General features: G+C 44.9%; 17 protein-coding genes and 2 pseudogenes. 1 reads left to right on the forward strand and 18 read right to left on the reverse strand.

Features of this window, described 5'->3' with window-relative positions; genetic code table 11:
- Positions 1 to 190 precede the first annotated feature (190 nt).
- Positions 191 to 973, reverse strand: a complete 783-nt coding sequence (locus tag H525_RS0110540) for a carbon-nitrogen family hydrolase (RefSeq protein WP_027416183.1) — start codon at positions 971 to 973, stop codon at positions 191 to 193.
- Positions 974 to 1,133: 160 nt separating this feature from the next.
- On the opposite strand from H525_RS0110540, the gene lgt reads away from it, so the two are divergent.
- Entirely contained in the window at positions 1,134 to 1,931 is a 798-nt protein-coding gene (gene lgt / locus H525_RS0110545; protein WP_027416184.1) for a prolipoprotein diacylglyceryl transferase, read from the forward strand.
- A gap of 85 nt (positions 1,932 to 2,016) precedes the next feature.
- On the opposite strand, the gene H525_RS0110550 is transcribed toward lgt, so the two are convergent.
- The 17 genes and pseudogenes from H525_RS0110550 to H525_RS0110635 form a co-directional block, all read right to left on the reverse strand.
- Positions 2,017 to 2,856 carry a hypothetical protein gene (locus H525_RS0110550; protein ID WP_027416185.1) on the reverse strand — a complete coding sequence of 280 codons (840 nt, stop codon included), beginning with the start codon at positions 2,854 to 2,856 and terminating at the stop codon, positions 2,017 to 2,019.
- A gap of 15 nt (positions 2,857 to 2,871) precedes the next feature.
- Positions 2,872 to 3,375, reverse strand: coding sequence for a zf-HC2 domain-containing protein (locus H525_RS0110555; RefSeq protein ID WP_027416186.1), 504 nt, complete (start codon positions 3,373 to 3,375; stop codon positions 2,872 to 2,874).
- A 16-nt stretch (positions 3,376 to 3,391) separates the two neighbouring features.
- Complete coding sequence (locus tag H525_RS0110560) at positions 3,392 to 3,925, reverse strand: RNA polymerase sigma factor (protein ID WP_027416187.1); 534 nt, start codon at positions 3,923 to 3,925, stop codon at positions 3,392 to 3,394.
- Positions 3,926 to 4,122: 197 nt separating this feature from the next.
- A complete protein-coding gene (locus H525_RS29480) occupies positions 4,123 to 4,269 on the reverse strand; it encodes a hypothetical protein (protein WP_155837228.1) in 147 nt (48 codons plus the stop codon).
- A 16-nt stretch (positions 4,270 to 4,285) separates the two neighbouring features.
- A pseudogene (locus tag H525_RS0110570) lies at positions 4,286 to 4,657 on the reverse strand (sigma-70 family RNA polymerase sigma factor); the annotation flags it as partial.
- Positions 4,658 to 4,680: 23 nt separating this feature from the next.
- Positions 4,681 to 6,189, reverse strand: coding sequence for a recombinase family protein (locus H525_RS0110575; RefSeq protein WP_027416189.1), 1,509 nt, complete (start codon positions 6,187 to 6,189; stop codon positions 4,681 to 4,683).
- Positions 6,190 to 6,417: 228 nt separating this feature from the next.
- Positions 6,418 to 6,598: pseudogene (locus H525_RS26260) on the reverse strand (LexA family protein); the annotation flags it as partial.
- A 277-nt stretch (positions 6,599 to 6,875) separates the two neighbouring features.
- Entirely contained in the window at positions 6,876 to 8,057 is a 1,182-nt protein-coding gene (locus H525_RS0110585) for a hypothetical protein (RefSeq protein ID WP_027416191.1), read from the reverse strand.
- Entirely contained in the window at positions 8,038 to 8,757 is a 720-nt protein-coding gene (locus H525_RS0110590; protein ID WP_027416192.1) for a hypothetical protein, read from the reverse strand. The genes H525_RS0110585 and H525_RS0110590 overlap by 20 nt, the downstream gene beginning before the upstream one ends.
- 378 nt (positions 8,758 to 9,135) lie before the next feature.
- Positions 9,136 to 9,684 carry a hypothetical protein gene (locus H525_RS0110600; protein WP_027416193.1) on the reverse strand — a complete coding sequence of 183 codons (549 nt, stop codon included), beginning with the start codon at positions 9,682 to 9,684 and terminating at the stop codon, positions 9,136 to 9,138.
- 2 nt (positions 9,685 to 9,686) lie between these two features.
- Positions 9,687 to 10,586 carry a hypothetical protein gene (locus H525_RS0110605; RefSeq protein ID WP_027416194.1) on the reverse strand — a complete coding sequence of 300 codons (900 nt, stop codon included), beginning with the start codon at positions 10,584 to 10,586 and terminating at the stop codon, positions 9,687 to 9,689.
- 18 nt (positions 10,587 to 10,604) lie between these two features.
- Entirely contained in the window at positions 10,605 to 11,033 is a 429-nt protein-coding gene (locus H525_RS0110610) for a phage holin family protein (protein ID WP_027416195.1), read from the reverse strand.
- A gap of 58 nt (positions 11,034 to 11,091) precedes the next feature.
- The gene (locus H525_RS0110615; protein WP_027416196.1) at positions 11,092 to 11,553 is read right to left on the reverse strand and encodes a C40 family peptidase; all 462 of its coding nucleotides are present in this window, start codon (positions 11,551 to 11,553) and stop codon (positions 11,092 to 11,094) included.
- Between the two features lie 12 nt (positions 11,554 to 11,565).
- A complete protein-coding gene (locus tag H525_RS0110620) occupies positions 11,566 to 12,189 on the reverse strand; it encodes a DUF4376 domain-containing protein (protein WP_027416197.1) in 624 nt (207 codons plus the stop codon).
- A 15-nt stretch (positions 12,190 to 12,204) separates the two neighbouring features.
- Positions 12,205 to 15,165 carry a hypothetical protein gene (locus H525_RS27885; protein ID WP_027416198.1) on the reverse strand — a complete coding sequence of 987 codons (2,961 nt, stop codon included), beginning with the start codon at positions 15,163 to 15,165 and terminating at the stop codon, positions 12,205 to 12,207.
- Positions 15,165 to 15,476 carry a hypothetical protein gene (locus H525_RS0110630; RefSeq protein WP_035100679.1) on the reverse strand — a complete coding sequence of 104 codons (312 nt, stop codon included), beginning with the start codon at positions 15,474 to 15,476 and terminating at the stop codon, positions 15,165 to 15,167. Before H525_RS0110630 ends, H525_RS27885 begins: the two co-directional genes overlap by 1 nt.
- Entirely contained in the window at positions 15,473 to 16,033 is a 561-nt protein-coding gene (locus H525_RS0110635; RefSeq protein ID WP_027416200.1) for a putative phage tail protein, read from the reverse strand. The genes H525_RS0110630 and H525_RS0110635 overlap by 4 nt, the downstream gene beginning before the upstream one ends.
- Between the last annotated feature and the right edge of the window lie 7 nt (positions 16,034 to 16,040).

A 16,040-nucleotide genomic window follows, 5' to 3' on the forward strand; every position in this document is an offset into this window, starting at 1 on the left:
TCGACACCCTTGCCATAAGCTAATGGTTACTACTGCCTTCACCATTCGGGACTTGAACCCTATAGATAATGCCCATGCCGGGCGCACCAAAAAGGCGGGAAAGCCGAATAGTTGGCTCTCCCTCTATCATTTACCATGTCATCACACAATTATTACAGTTATTATAATTATTTATAGTATTTCAGTATCACTAGAGTCGATACAGGTGGGGTTTGCGGTCTTTAAACACGGGCATGCGTTCACGAATCGGCGCTACCTTTTCCGGTTCAATATCTGCGTATAATATCTGAGGGTTATCGCCCGCTTCCGCAATGACTTCTCCCCACGGATCGATGACAAGAGAATGCCCTTGAAAAACGTCATGTTCATTGCGGCCGGATATATTGGCCGCTACCACGTACAACTGATTTTCAATCGCTCTCGCTCTCAGAAGAGTTCGCCAGTGTTCCAGCCGCTGTACCGGCCACTCGGCGGGCACGAAAATAACGCAAGCCCCTTCCAGTGCATATGTTCTGGCGAGTTCGGGAAATCTCAAATCATAGCAGATGATCGTTGCCGCTTCGAAATTGCCCATATTGTAAGTGGAAAATTCCTCTCCGGGGATGAGAAACCGATCTTCGTCCATTAAACCGATCAAATGCAATTTACTATATACATTTTCAATCTTTCCCTCAGGGTTAAAGGTGATCGACGTATTACAAGTACCCGCACTGTACTGAACAGGAAAAGATCCTCCAACAATCCATATCTTATGCTCCAATGCTTTTTGCGCAAGATAATCAACGGTTGCTCCCTGCATCTGTTCTGTATGATCATTCAGCCTGGGAAAATCATAGCCGCTGGTCCACATTTCGGGCAGCACAACCACCTGTGCGCCATTCTCTGCGGCCTCATCAATCATTTCTCCCGCCGCTTTCCTGTTGTGTTCACGGTCCCCCTGTACGACATTCATCTGGCACACAGCAATTTTCATATGTTTTCCTCCGATCGATCGTTTACATTTATTATGGTTTGACCAATAAATAATATCAACTGTAAGTTTTTTTTCAAGATCGCTTGAAGAAAATGCCGTTTCACTTTAAAGTTGAAGAAGTGGATGACCAACTACATTTGTAGACAAAGGAGTTTTCATTTTGCATCAATACATAGCCTATATCGGCTCTTTCCCTATTCGATCGTATAGTCTTTTGTTTGCCCTCGCGTTTGCGCTTGGAGTCGGTGTTACCTATACGCTAGCCAAACTGCTGAAAAAAGAAGAACTTGGGGAACACCTGCTCAATCTTGCCGCTCCCATGTTTTTCGGCGCCATTATCGGTTCGCGTTTCTGGGCGGTCTTTTTGTTCGACTGGGATTATTATTCGAAACATCCCGGAGAAATAATCGCTATATGGCATGGCGGTCTATCCATTCAGGGTGGAATCGTCGGCGCGATTATCGTCGGTATCTGGTACGTGCGGAAACATGGTCTTTCATTCTGGGAACTGGCTGATTTATGCGCACCGGGTCTCATTCTCGGGCAGAGCATTGGCCGGGACGCGAATTTTATGAATGGAGACGCGTTCGGCGATCCGACAGGCAGCAATTTTGGCATTCTTTATCCGGAGGGAACGAATGCAAGAGCAACGTTTGGAGACCAGCCCCTCTGGCCTGCCGAGGTATGGGAAGGACAAATGGATGTCATTATCTTCGCCATATTGTTTATGCTGCTGCAAAAGCGTCTAAAACGCGGGTATCTTTTTCTTATCTATAATATTTTGTATAGCGCCGGCCGGTTTGTCCTGGAAATGCTCCGGGGGGATTCGCCAAGGTTTTTATTTAATTGGACCACCGCTCAATGGACGGCCGTGATCGTCATCATTCTCAGCGTTATCATTGGCGTTTACCTTCACTTTACTCAACCGAAAGAAGAAAAAGGCCCAAACCCTGCTTAATGATCTTTCATAAACGATAAAAATGCAGCCAACTCTTTGTGAGAGATCGGCTGCATTTTTATTTAGATCCTTTTCTTACTTTTTCTTACTTGCCGGATTTTCTCCCCTTTCTTTTATCCTGAAGCCATCCCACCATCAAACCAAATGAAATCCACACTAAAACAAGCAAAACTACAGTCCCAAGAAAAGGAACATTAACCGCTGCGGTAATAACAAGAGCTCCGCTCAATACCTTTAAGAGGGGATGACTGGTACGAACCGGCACCATTTCTCCGATGACGACACTGGATGCTGCGGTTCCCAAAAAGAAAAACGGTAGGGATAGGAGGAGTAAAATCAGGAATATAGGAATGCCGATGACTGTAACGGATAATAAAATGGCAATCCCAGCGAACAATAAGCTCGTAACAAAACCGACCTTTATGAGCTGTCGAGGCTCCGTTTGAATGTGACGAACCATCGGATCGATGCGCTCCTTCAGAAGAAAAGCCGTTAATGTCGGAACAAACAGCATCAGCAGGCTGAATATAAATTGCAATAACCAGACACCAAGAAGGGCGGCTAGAACAAGAAGGGCATTGTGTTCGGTAGGATTGTCTAAGGCAACGTTGACAACGTTGTCATTCAGAATGGCACCTGGTTCCTGGTTGATTTTTCCGCCCATCACAAACACAAACCCATGAATGTGGGCTGATTTCTTAATATCCAGATTTCCGTTGAATACGATCACGACATCCCTGACCGTCCCCCCTACGGTCGCGTCTCCCCCGACGACGACTACATTTTCAACAGTCTCCCCTACCGCTATCACTGTATTCTGGTGCATAAAGAAATTTTGCGTGGAGGCAGCAGACGCTGTGGGAGCGGGCAGCAGGAGGAGAAAGGCACTGGTTAATAGCAGCAAGATATAATGGCACAATTTCATCGTTTCTCTCCTCCTTTAGCCTGTTATTTTAGTGGTCAATAAATGACGCAGGGACCATCCCGATAAAAGAATAACAAATAACGCAAGCACAGAAATTCCCTCAACCAAATAAGGAATCACTTTAACAAGGACGCCTATCACGTGAAATAATCCAAATAAGATAGAAAACATCGAAGAGAACATTCCCCCTCGTAATGCCAAAAACAGAAGAAACACCGCAGAAAAAAGAAATACAGGCAACAAGTATGTCCGATACCCTGCTTCCGTATTTTTACGGGTAACCTCCCTTTCCCTGCCTTCTTTTAAACCGATGGAGGTCATTACCTTTCCTTCCAAATCACCTGATATTTCAACTGAAGCATACGTTTGAAAAAGTTGCCCTCGCAGCGAATACAGGTCATCCCGTATATTCTGACAATAGGCACATTGCTGGAGATGGCGGTCAACCTCCAGATACTCGCTTGCCGTAAGTTCATTATCTATATAAGCGGAAAGCTGTTCTTCTACATGAGTACTCAATGTTGTTCCCCCTTCCTTACTTCGTCCATTCCTTCCTCAGCGACAAGCGTGCCGAGGAAATTCTTGATTTTACCGTCCCAACCGGTATGTCCAAAATACGGGCGATCTCGTCATAAGAAAAGCCCTGGATGTCACGTAAAACAAGTACGGTTCGGTGGTCTAACGAAATATTTTGCATCGCTTCTTCGATCGTAAGCTGAAGCTGTTTCTGCTCCATCGTTCCCCTGGAAGAAGGAGTCGGAATATATTCTTCGAGATTATCGGCCAGCAGGCTTGCTTCCTTCTTCTTTTTCTGAACACGCGTATAACAGAGATTAGAAACAATTCTTGTTAGCCACGAAGAAAAGGCAAATTCACTCTCTAAGGATTTTAAGGAAAAATAGACTTTTACAAAGGCCTCCTGCGCCACATCTTCTGCCTCCATTCGATCCTGTAACATGGCATAGGCGTGTCGAAACACCTGCCCTTTGTACCGTTGGATGAGTTGTGTGAACGCTTCTTTATCTCCCCGCTTCGCTTTGCGTATCATTTCATAAAGTTCCTGCTCCACACATTCTCACCCCATTCGATACAACCCTTCCGTTACATTTATTCATTTGCTAAGAACACTGTTGTATTCATGGCTAATTTGGATTTGGACGATTTACATAAAAAGACTGCAGCATTTCTCTAAAAGTTCGATTTGCAGGCAGAAAAATCTCAAGAGAATCAACCTTGTAAAAAACGAATTCTTTATAAACAACTATACTACCGGTAATGTTTTTTTCCAAACGCTCCCCCGGTTATGCGTTCATCAACAAAAGCGCCGTAGACAGAACCGGCGCTCTTGCTTTTGTCTTGCTTTTGTCTTGCTTTTGTCTTGCTCTTGCTTTTGATTTCTGCATAGTAAAACAAGTGAGGTCAAAACTTATCAGGTAACCCGCTGCCCCTGACGGTAAAATTCATGTAGCAATTTCATAAGTGCCCGTTTCTCGATTCGCGATACATACGAACGGGAGATGCCAAGCTCTTTCGCGATTTCCCGCTGAGTCCGCTCTTCTTCATTATCCAGCCCGAAGCGGCCGATAATCACTTCCTTCTCCCGCTTATCAAGAACATGAATGTGTTTATAAATCTTCGTTTTCTCCAGTTTTAATTGGACTTGATCCTCTACTTCATTCGCTTCCGTTCCCAATATATCCAGCAGACTGATTTCGTTTCCCTCTTTATCCGTACCAATCGGATCGTGTAACGAAACATCTTTTTTCGTCTTTTTTAGAGAACGAAGATGCATTAAGATCTCGATTCTAAAGTCAATAGAGGTGCTTAATACGTAAAAATCTCGATATGGTCTTCGTATACAATGATCTCTCGCACTAGCTGACGAATAAGCTGCTGTTTATCTTCAAATGTTAATTCATCCGAATTCTTAGATAGATAATATTCAGCCGCCTCAGTCAACAACCCGTGATTGAATTGAGCCTCTTTCGCATCTTTCATTCTAGCCTTCAGTTCATCCAATTGTTTCGTTGCGATTTCTTCCTTTTCTTTTAAAGATCGCATGGTTTCCCGAACCTCTTCTTCGCCAATCTCCATACCAGAAGCAAAGAGAGAAAGAATTTTTTTCCGGCCTTCCTTCGCCTTCTCAATTTCCTTTTCTAAACGTTCAAGTTCAATCTGTTCATAAGGAATTTCTTCCCTGACATTTTCCGCCTCAGCTGCCGCAGCGATCTCGTTCGGCTGCTCTAACCAGGAGCGAATCGTTTCCCACACCTCAGCCTCGATATTCTGGGCTTTGACTTTCCGACCGCATCCCTTTTGTTTAGCTCCAGCTGTATTTTTCATGTCTGTATATTCAAACTCGTATTTTCCCCAGTTTTTCGATCGACGCCCTGTCATTGTATTCCCACAATCCGAACAACGAAGCAATCCACTCAACAGATATTGATGAACCCCTTTCTTCGTCCACCTTCTTCGGGAATCTTGCAACAGCTTCTGCGCGTATTCAAATTTTTCACGTTCGATAATTGGTGGGCATTCTATCAGTATCCATTCCTCGCGCGGACGTTCCTTCATTGATACTCGTTCATCCGGGCTTTTATGTTTATTTCCAAGCATCCCTTCCGTGTTCCAGCGATTCTGATAGAACTCTCCGATATAAGCGGTGTTCATCAGTATCTGTCTTACCACTTGGCGATGCCACACGCTCGCTCCCCGTTTGGTTGGGATTCCTTTATCCGTAAGATGGATAGCAATACCGTTAATCCCTTTTACCATACTATTCGGTTTTGTAAAAAGGTCAAAGATCAATCGTACGACAGCTGCCTCCTCCTCATTTACTATGATTTGTGCTGTTTCCTTATCGTATCCATATCCATAAATTTTAAAGTCTCGCAACACACGCCCCTGTCTTGCTTTTTCGCGTCGGCCACGTGTCATCCGTTCGTTAATTTTGGCTTTTTCAAATTCTGCGATGGCACCACGCATACTATAGAAAAGTTGACCTTCCGGTGTGCGGGCGTACTCACCATTCACGAACACAAGTTCCACGCCACGTTTATCAAATTCATCGGTGACAAGCAGCTGGTTCATCAGTTTCCTTGATAGTCGGTCCGGATCCAGACAGACGATTTTAGTAATGAGACCGTCTCGAACATCCTGGCGTAAGCGCGACAAAGCCGGACGATCTAAAAACTCACCCGAAATTCCTTCATCTATATATTCCTTGCACTCAGTCGTTCCAGCCTTCTTCCGACACTCCCTGATTTGATCCTTCAGACCGAATCCGTGTTTGGCCTGTTCCTCTGTGCTTACCCGCGCATAAATTCCGACCACGAAGCTTTTCCCTCCTGTATTTCTCTTTGAGATAAATATAGCAGTCAAGCATTCGCTTGTCAGTAGAATTGCCCCTGATAAATTTGACATGCATCTGCGTTTCACCTCGCTAATGGAAGGTATGCAGATGCCGCTTGGACTAATGCATAATTAGCACGTGCTCATCGATTTTTATGACATGAAGATGAAGGGATAAAATATCCCGTCATCCGTTGTAAGCATAACTTCCAACACTTCTATCGCACTCGGCTTCGTCGGGTCGCGCCGGCCGAATAAGACCCTTCTTCTCCAACCGATTGAGGTGCCCGTGTACCGTTGAACTGGACGACAGGCCGATCGCCTTACCAATCTCTCGGATCGCGGGAGGATAACCCTTGCCCTTGACCTCTTGTTTGATGTATTCCAGAATAGCAAGCCGTCTGCTAAAAGTTTCTTCATCCCATTACCCCTCAAAATAGGAACAAACATTCTTGTTTTAAATTATACAGGAACATTAGTTCTTATTATATTCTGCACGCTCTTTTCTCCCCTTCTCTTGCATAAAATAACCTCCTCCAAGCAATATATCTCCGGAACTGAGGAACCCAGTAACTCATTTCCTGTGGTACAGATATACGATGGAACGGAAGAAGTTATGCAAAAAGAAAAGCCTGGATAATAGATATCTAGGCTTTTCTATAAACAAACTATATTATTGCTGCGTCAATTGCATCGCGCCATCTGATGAGATGTGCCGGTCGAATTTGTATATCTTGATCATAAATTTGTCTAGCTATTGCTATTGCTGCATCCAGTCTTCCCTTTAAAAGCTCTAGTCTTTGTTCATCATTCATTCCCTTTAGAGCTTCTAATTCTTCATAACGTTTTTCTAAAAAATAATATCTCGCTCTATCATTCCAACTATAAGCAACTTGGTGATAAAATGTAGAGTTTTGATGACTGGTTAAACCATTTATATTTTGATTACTATATATAAGCTGAGCTCGATCCTGCGGGAATTTCATAGATACTTCTGGTATATAAATAAATCTTTCACGCCTGGAATCCTCATCTCTGCCTTCGAGTTCAAGGGTAAAGTTTTGTTCATTAAAGGATTCTAACCAGCAAATTCCTGCGCTAAATCCCGATGAACCAAATGCACTTGCAAAAATGCCCATTCCATCTATAAATCCGTTAATAACAGGTTTTCTAAACTCGGACAACTCTTTAGTAAACGCTAAGAATGCCGCCAACTCTGGAGCACCACTTATTCTATCTGCTAGTCCTTCTGCTAAAATATAATAACCATCAACATTAAGGCCACGATAGTCTTGTATAATCTTTTGTCGACTCGATTCGTTTGTAAGCTCAGCGATGCTAATACAAATTGTAGCGTAGATAGGTTCCTCGAATCCCATTTCTTCTTTAATTTCAATTGATTTTTGTGCAAGCTGTAAATTAACATCATACCATGGAGAGTTTACTGTTTTAGCTACGAAGTAAGGGGAGAGCAAGATATTTGCTTCTAATTCTACCTGAGTACTTAAAACGTTTGTAACGAATTCCTCTACAAAGCCCCCTGCATGTTCATGTGTAAAATCATCAGGGATTAAAGGATCTATCTCAGGGCAATAATTAAGCTTCTTATATGTAGCTTTTTCAATACATAGTCTGTGTTCTAACTTAGCGGTATTCGGATCAACCATCAGAAATTTTATACCGCCAGCATTCCGTTTTTCCTTAACCTTCCCCCACACCTTGTAAAAATTCGTTGCTAAATTCGCGTCCATTATTACACCGTCAAATTCCGGATAGTTATTTATATACTTGAACTCATTATTTAACATTCTGGCAATAAAGACCGGTCGCTCAAACCCTGGCAAGTTCATTTATATTTTCCCCTTCCCCTATAAACATCTCAATATTAGGGCGCATTCTTCTCCATATAGCCTCATGTGCGAGAAATTTTATATTTTCGTTTAATGGTTTACGATATCTTGACTTCCAAATAATTTTAGCGGAATCTGTTTTCATATCTACAGTTATAAGACCAATATTATTTCTCTTTAAACGTTCACATTCGACACGATGCCCATATTCTTTAAGTAAAGCGACATACGTTCGATTTGCATAACTTTGATAACGTTTAGCTTGTTGAGTAGCCGCGATCCATGCTTCTTTTTTTGCTTCTACAGCGATGACTTCGGATGCTAAAGGAACAATGTTGTTAATCTTACGATAAGTATTACCTTCCGTCTCAACAATGAAATGACCTTCAATTAATTTATTAATAAGATTTCTTTTTAAGTAGGGCGTAGAGTAAGAAAAGCGCTTCTTAATTTTTTTAAGCTGTGTTCCTTTGTTATCCTCAGTAATAAAACGAAGCAATTCCGCAAGAACCTCATTTTTAATACTGTCGTATTGATTATTTCTAATCCGTTGGATAACTTTGTCTAGATTTATTTTTACTGCAACAACGTCCGCAACACCGTGTCCAGCTCCACCTACAGATACTTCTGTAAAGGTAAAGTAGCCCATGTCACTGAAGTATTTTTCGATTATAGGAATCATATCGGCTTCCTGGACCATTTCACACCCCTCCCGACAACATAATAAACGAGCACTCATGGTTGTCAATAGTTTAATTCTCCGCTGGGAAAATAATACCTTCATGTTAAAAACAAAAAACCCACCAACCTAGCGCCGATGGGCTTTTGCAGAAAAAATATCTTCAAAAACTAATTGAAAACAGTAAAACTAACAGCGTAATAATTAGTGGAATAAGGAATGCTCGTAACTCAACAACTTCATTTCCGATAACTATACAAACCAAAATACCAAAAGCAACAATTTCATCCATAATCGATTCTATCCTCTTTTCATATATTTTTTGTTGTTTCTATTCTCTTTTGATCTGTACGACAAAAAAAGACCGCCACCCGATAAAGGGCAGCGGTCTTTCATCATTTAAGGCGTTGGAACTGAAGGAATTGACTGTGATTGCGCAGTTTCTTGGGCCGGGGCAGTGGTGTCCGTAGTCGGGGCTGCCGGCACGTATGCGGTTGGAGCGACATCTGTAACTGCCGTCTGAACCACCGGCGTGCCCACCAACTGATTCACCTGGTCTTTCCCGCGCAGCACATATTTCTCCACCATTTGTGCCACAATACCTTCAATTGGGCCCAACAACTGTGCCGCTTCATCTTTGAGTGGCCCGAGGTTTTTCAGTACGTCCTCGATAACCGCCTGCTTGATAGCTTCGGCTGTTTCCGGAGTGAAAAGATTGTGCTGTTTCAAACCAATGACCACCCGGCTATTTGCATCCTGAACAGCCGTTTCCGTCAAGCGTTCAATGGTGTCGATGATAGGATTCACCTTTGCTGCGATGCTCGGCGTCGTGTGTTTGGAAACAGCATCCTCAAGTTTTTTAGCCGCGCTACGCAAAAGTACGCCGCCGATTCCGAGAATTAGTGCAGCCAGAATGGTTTGAGTGAGTGAGTAGATTTGATCGTACATAATTATTTTCCCCCTTTGATCAAGTCATAGAAATTGTTCATTGTAGCCGCTAAAATTTCGATTGTCACTGGCTCTCCAGGCTTGTGGTCATCTTTGAAAACCTTGTTTGCTTTCGCTTGAGCAATAGCTGTTACTCGCCAATCTTCGGTTTGATTTGGTGCTGCAGGTTTCGGCCTGGCCAATATATTCGCCTGGATAGCGTTCAATTGTGCCAGCGTAGCCTGCTGCCAGTCCCACCAGCTGACGTGGGAGAGCCCGGCCTTTTTGGATAGTTGGATAAATGCTGCCATGTCTCCCGGCTGTGCCCCGGCATACGCCTGTCCGCTAGGCGCGATAGGCTTTCCATATTTTTTGTATGAAGCAATCGATGCATTGAACGCTACAGCCACGTTCCAGCCCATCTCCGCCCAGTAAATCTGTGGCATCATCACATCCACAAACTTGTTGTATTCAGTGAATGGGACCTCCGGATGGTAGTCGGCAATGGCGAAGGAGGAAAGGCCAATCAGTACATTCGGATGCTTTGCCCTCAGCATTTGGCCGAACTGCGCCACCCGGGACGCTTTGCCTTTCACGTCAATCTCCGCATCCAAGACAATCCAATCCGCACCCGCTTCAATGGCCTGGCAGCAGGCGTCAACTTCCCCTGCCACGTCCGTGAGATATTGATATATCCAGCCGCCTACGATGATTCCGGCTGCTTTGAAGGGGCCGACAAGCCGTTTAAACTGCGCCATATATGCCTGACTGTTCGGGTCCCCCACCAGGCTGCCGTTTGCAAACTTGATGAGCACCCCGTGTATGCCCCTAGCCTTCGCTTCTGCAATCATTTGCTGCACGTTACCCCCATGAATTTTGTCTGCTTGCCAGATCCACATGTGTGTGCCGTCGTAAATGTTCATTGTTTTGTCTTCCTCCTCTTACGCCCCGCGTTTCCGCTTAGGCTTTGTTTCGTCTTCGGCGCGATTCTTGATTTGAATTAATGCATTCTTTAATGCAGCCGGAAATGGTAGCCCGGCCCGGGCGATATTTTCTGCGAGTGAAAGCCCTTCATTGGCGATATAAAACCATATGGCGGTATTCCGGAGTAGCCCGGGCGAATTCAGGGCAATGTCTAACTTGTGTGCCACCGTGACCACAGTTAAAATCAAAAATTTCTTCCCAATCCCTCGAAATCCGGTCGAACTTGATAATCGTTTCTCTATCCAGGCCGCGTAAAATCCGGTCACATAATCAATCACAATCATGTAGACCAACACATCCAGAAGTGGTGGCCACCCGCCGAAAAAATATGTGAGGACTGCCCCTATACCGCCAGTAATCCATTTGAAAATTGTCTCTTTTTCCATCCCCTCAACTCCCTCACCCCCTTTTGGGGAATATAAAAAGGAGCCACAGTGTGACTCCTCATGAAACCTTCTGCAATTCAATCGACTTCGCCAGCTCCCCTGGCGTACACGAAAAAGCTGCAAGGTATATCCCTGTGGCAGCAAACATCCGAGCCGCCGTTTCAGAGCAATCAAACCGACTAGGATCGTTCCGGATCCTCCGGCCAAACAAAAGATGCAGACCGTTCGTAATGACCTGCACCCTGTCATATGGCGTATTCAACTTGCTGTGTAGAAAAGCATCCATCGCGTCCATTTGAGAGAAGGTCAGCTCTCCCCGGTACCGAAACACGTCATATTCGTCCGGCGTATAGTGCATGTGTTTCACCTGCAAGGGAACACGCCAGTCTGTTTCCGCGATGTGCCACTCATCCAACACGATAGCAACGTGGCTGTATTGCGAATGCGTCACGTCCTCAATCGTCTGGCTCACCAACGATTTTCCACGAACAAAAAGGAGGTCATAGCGTTTTAGTTTCATACGCTCGACCTCCTACGGGGTTGTTGGTGCTGTCGTTTGCAGGTTCGAAAAGTCAATGGCGATCGATTCAACCTTTTCCGGCGAATCCGTTGTATCAGCTTTAATTTGTTCCTCAATACTCCTGAAACGAGCAAGATACGCCAACTCCATATCACGAAGGTCAGACGCAAGCTGCTTGAATTGCATCTCATCAAGATTGACAATACTTCCATCTGCCGCTCGCCACGGCACTGGCCACTTGGCGATACCGTTCGCGTTCATGAGTAATTGCTTTTGCATCTCTGCCCAAGCTTCCTGTGTCGCAGAGTACAGGATAGGAGTACCCGATGCGGAAGAGGTAAATGGCATAGCGAGAGCTGTGTAATAAGCGTTGGTTAGCTCGGTGAGTTTCGCGTCTTTTTCGCGTTGTAAGAGGACAGTGTCCGCATCAGGTTTGCGTGTCAGCATCCCGTTTGACACTACGTACAGGTCTGCGTTAGCAAACGCATCCTTTACTGCAGCATCTGCATCATCCTCTGAAAATGGCCCGAGGACAGCGCATCCATCGGGAATGTTTGTCCATTCTTCGGCTGAACCAAGATAAGGTGCGCCGTAGATTTCCCCTGTTGATTTTGTATATAAAAACCAATAATTCATCGTTCATCCCTCCTTTTATGAGCCTATGGCAAGCCATTGGAAGTACGTGTTTTGCGCAACAGTTGAACCAATAGTAACAGAGAACTGAGTTGTTGTAGGATTGTAAGCTGCTATCCACATTTTATCTGATCCGCTAACAGTAGATGCAAGGCTAGCAAAAACAATGGGAGCAGATGTATAAATAGTCGGGAATGTGATGGTAGTAGACACTACTCCATTTGCTACAGTAGTAATAACACCTCCTCCACTCTGAATCTTATACCCGCCGGATAAAATTTGGGCAATGTTGTTCATCTGCTGCCATGTAATTGCGCCCGTTCCCGGTGGTGCAGTATATATGCTTGGAGGGTATCCGTCATACCTTGTAACTAGAGCTTGTGCGGACTTACTTGTATCATAGCGATACCAGTTACCTGATACCGAGTCATAATAGCAATTTGATGTTAACCAAGTAGTACCAATCCCACCTATACGCATGTCTCCGACCGTAGAAACTAAATTTACCCCACCAGAAAAAGGTAGGCCGGTAGGTGATAAGTTTTCAATAAATGCACCTTTCCCAATCGAAACCTTGTCAGGAAGTGTTCCCGGATAGTTCCTCATCCCTCCCCAATCCTGCGCCGCATACAACGCCTGTACCTGTTCGGATGTCGGGATTACATCTGTGATAATCGGGAAGTCGATGGTTCCGTTACATTGATTTCCTCCTGTCGTTTGTAAGCCTATATATACTTTTTGTGCATCAGTAATAGTTTCGCTATTTACTAAGGAAACTTGTTGCAAAGTTCCTCCGTTTATGGCGTACCAAAGGTACATATTCCCCGCTACAGGGTCGTCAAGCCATGCGACAAAAAGGGTATCTCCTGCATCAAATACTATCGGTGGCGTTTCTAAGTTCTTTTGCGTGCTTCCTTTTGGGTACTTAGCAAAACGAATAACGCCACTAGGCTGCATATATTGAATCCACCTTCGCTGGCTTGATACAGCTAAATCTGCTTCGGAATACAGCACTCTTATCCCATCGGTACTTATGAATGTGGAACTTGCTTGTTCAGGTTTCCACACCAACGCCCCAAAATATCGGCTAGGCAACGGACTTCCAAGCGCATAACTCAACGAATCCGCCTGTCGTGTCGCACTGGATGTGGTGCTGTCGTTGCGGACATAGGTCGTGGCATAGGCTTTTTGTTCGATTTGAGCCGCATCAAATATAAAGGTTCCTGCATCATGTACCCTAAATTGAAAAAATACATACGGATTAGACGACAAGGTTGATGGTGATACCGCCTGTTTACTGTACCTAGTAACTTGTGTTGTTCCACTTATGGGTGTCGTATTAGAAGGACTCGTATTATTTCCGAAGTCTATATGAATATCTGCTCCACCAGAACCGACACCATTGGTGGAGATAAAACCGGAAAAAGTATATGTTGTAGAAGTAGAATATCCAGTTCCTTGATTGAATAATTCCCCGTTAATTCCGCTCGCCACTCCAACCGCACTTACACTATAATTCCCACTAATCGGATTCGTGCCTGTCAATCCCCATGCGACTCGGCTATCACCGCCAATATTCCACCCATCTGCAAAAGGAGCCGTAACCTGTGCGCTTTTAATTACAACGCCTGTGTCTCCACCAACGCCAATGAGAAAACCTCCTGTAAGCGAAGTATCTGTAGCTGTGAGGGTTTGAAGAAGCGTTCCATTCGTTCCGGTTCCGCTGTAGAGTTTGGCTGTGAGTCCACCGCTTGGTGTGATGGATAATGTAATGGTATAGGTTGTGGATGCAGAAATGGTTTGAGCGACGGATGTTAATGTTGTATATCCTCCGGATATAAGTTTTTCGATATAAAAACTATTTGCAGTACACGTGGCGTAATAACCATTGTTTAGGTTTACTGTTAAACCTAAATGAGCAAGAACAGTTCCACCACTAGCAGGAGTTGTAAAAGTAGCCTGTACTGTTTGTGTTAAAGCTGTTCCATTACTACCTGTTAATGGCTTCCATGCACTATTACCTGCGGTTATAAGCGATGCACTCGCCCCACTCGTAGCCCCGCTCGCCCCAAAGGTGAAACTCCCCGCTTGTACTGTCCAAGAAGCCGCTGTACTTCCGCTATAACTCGTCAACGGATCACTGAATACCGTAGCCGTACCCGTGACCGTTTCAAAGTCGCTGTTGTAGACAAGGTTCGTTGTCGCTTCCTCAATAAACGCACCCTGCCCAAACTTGCCCATTTCTGTGCGTAGGACGTTGTACGGAACCGGTGAAAGATCCTTTTTCGTTGCATTCGATGCACGGCTGAATGACTGTCTGGATGGGTCGAGTAGGTTCGGGAAGCCGTTCGCAACCGTCAACGTTCCATCCTGTGCAATACGTGTGCCCGCTCCTGCTTTCACTCCGCCGATGTTATTTCCGGATGGTGGGGCGAGAGATACCGTTTCCTGGTTGGTTCCCGGTGTGGTTTGGATGCCGGCTCCGGGCTGGACGTAGGTACCGTTTTTGATTGCGGTATAGGCAGGGTCGGTATTGGCTACTTTCTGTGCCAATGCATTTGTAATAGTCGCAGCAAAATTCGCATCATCCCCAAGTGCATCCGCGAGTTCTTTGAGTGTATCCAGCGCACCGGGGGCACCGGCGATTAGATCGGCGATAGCCTGCCGCACTGTATCCAGCCGTGCAATGTCATCATCCGCGACCGGCGCAGCAACCTTTGCCCGGCCGTTTGCGTCACGGACCATCAAAGAGTCTGGGGTAACACCAGGGGTGGCCTCATCCAGTGCACTGTTGGCTGATTCTATGCCATCCTCCATATGGTTCATCCGCTCCGCTGTCACTCGCGTTCCGGATTGCACAGCTTCAAACAGCAGTCGGCCAGTTTGCGGGTCCACTTTCTGTTTTCCTGTCGTTGGATCGATTATCGGCTTCGATAAATCTATGATTTCATCCAACCACTGTTGTTTTGTGTATGGCATTATGACACCTCCAATCGTACCGGTATTTCAAAACAAATGAAAAAACCCACATCGTTTTTGGTCACGTTGAGGGTTTGAGTAGCTAATATATTTCCAGATGTATCCAATAATGAAGCTCCGAGGATGTTCTTTCCTACCTGTTCGTGTTCATCGAGATAGATATATTTGCGAACCGATTGGTTTTCGATGACGGTGTTAAAAATCGGGTACTGGACTTGTGTGCCTTCTACATTGACAAGCCCATGGTCTACCAGATTGTCAATATACTGACAGACATCATCAAGCAGAATGGGTTGTATAATTTGAGTCATGATTCACCCTCCGTATAAAAAAGCCCGCATACAGGGAAATCCACAACTTGAGAGTAGGCGTTTTGTTGTAGTGTAATCGCTTCGGCTATCGTATGACTTGAATAGGTATGCCGAATATGGGCCCGCTTGTTCCGAACCACGTAATCTTCTGCCAGCGCCAAATTAATAGCAGCACCAGTCTCCTGATACTGATACTCCACTGCGTAATTCGGGATATCCGGTACAATCGTGACCGGTGTTCCAAGAAGCAGGCTCAACCCTTCTTCGAAAACTTCTTTGCGGATAGTGCCTCCACGCTCTCTCATTCGTGCGATTAGACGGTTCTGACGGTCCTGCAGGGGTAAAGAAGCATCAATTGTAAGTCCGTACATTGATTCAAGTGTCGGAAGTAAATCCTCCGCTGTAGCAGGATTGGCTTCTTTCTGTACCTTCTCCACAAAACTATAGAGATAGTCCAGAACATTACCAAGGCCTCCAAAAAGCCGTTCGTTCCCTGCATCTTTTCTATCCAGCCATCGATGCGGAAATGTATTGTATAAAAAGTCCTTAAACCCCATAGTTTTC

Source organism: Aneurinibacillus terranovensis DSM 18919 (genome assembly GCF_000430625.1).
Taxonomy (GTDB): domain Bacteria; phylum Bacillota; class Bacilli; order Aneurinibacillales; family Aneurinibacillaceae; genus Aneurinibacillus_B; species Aneurinibacillus_B terranovensis.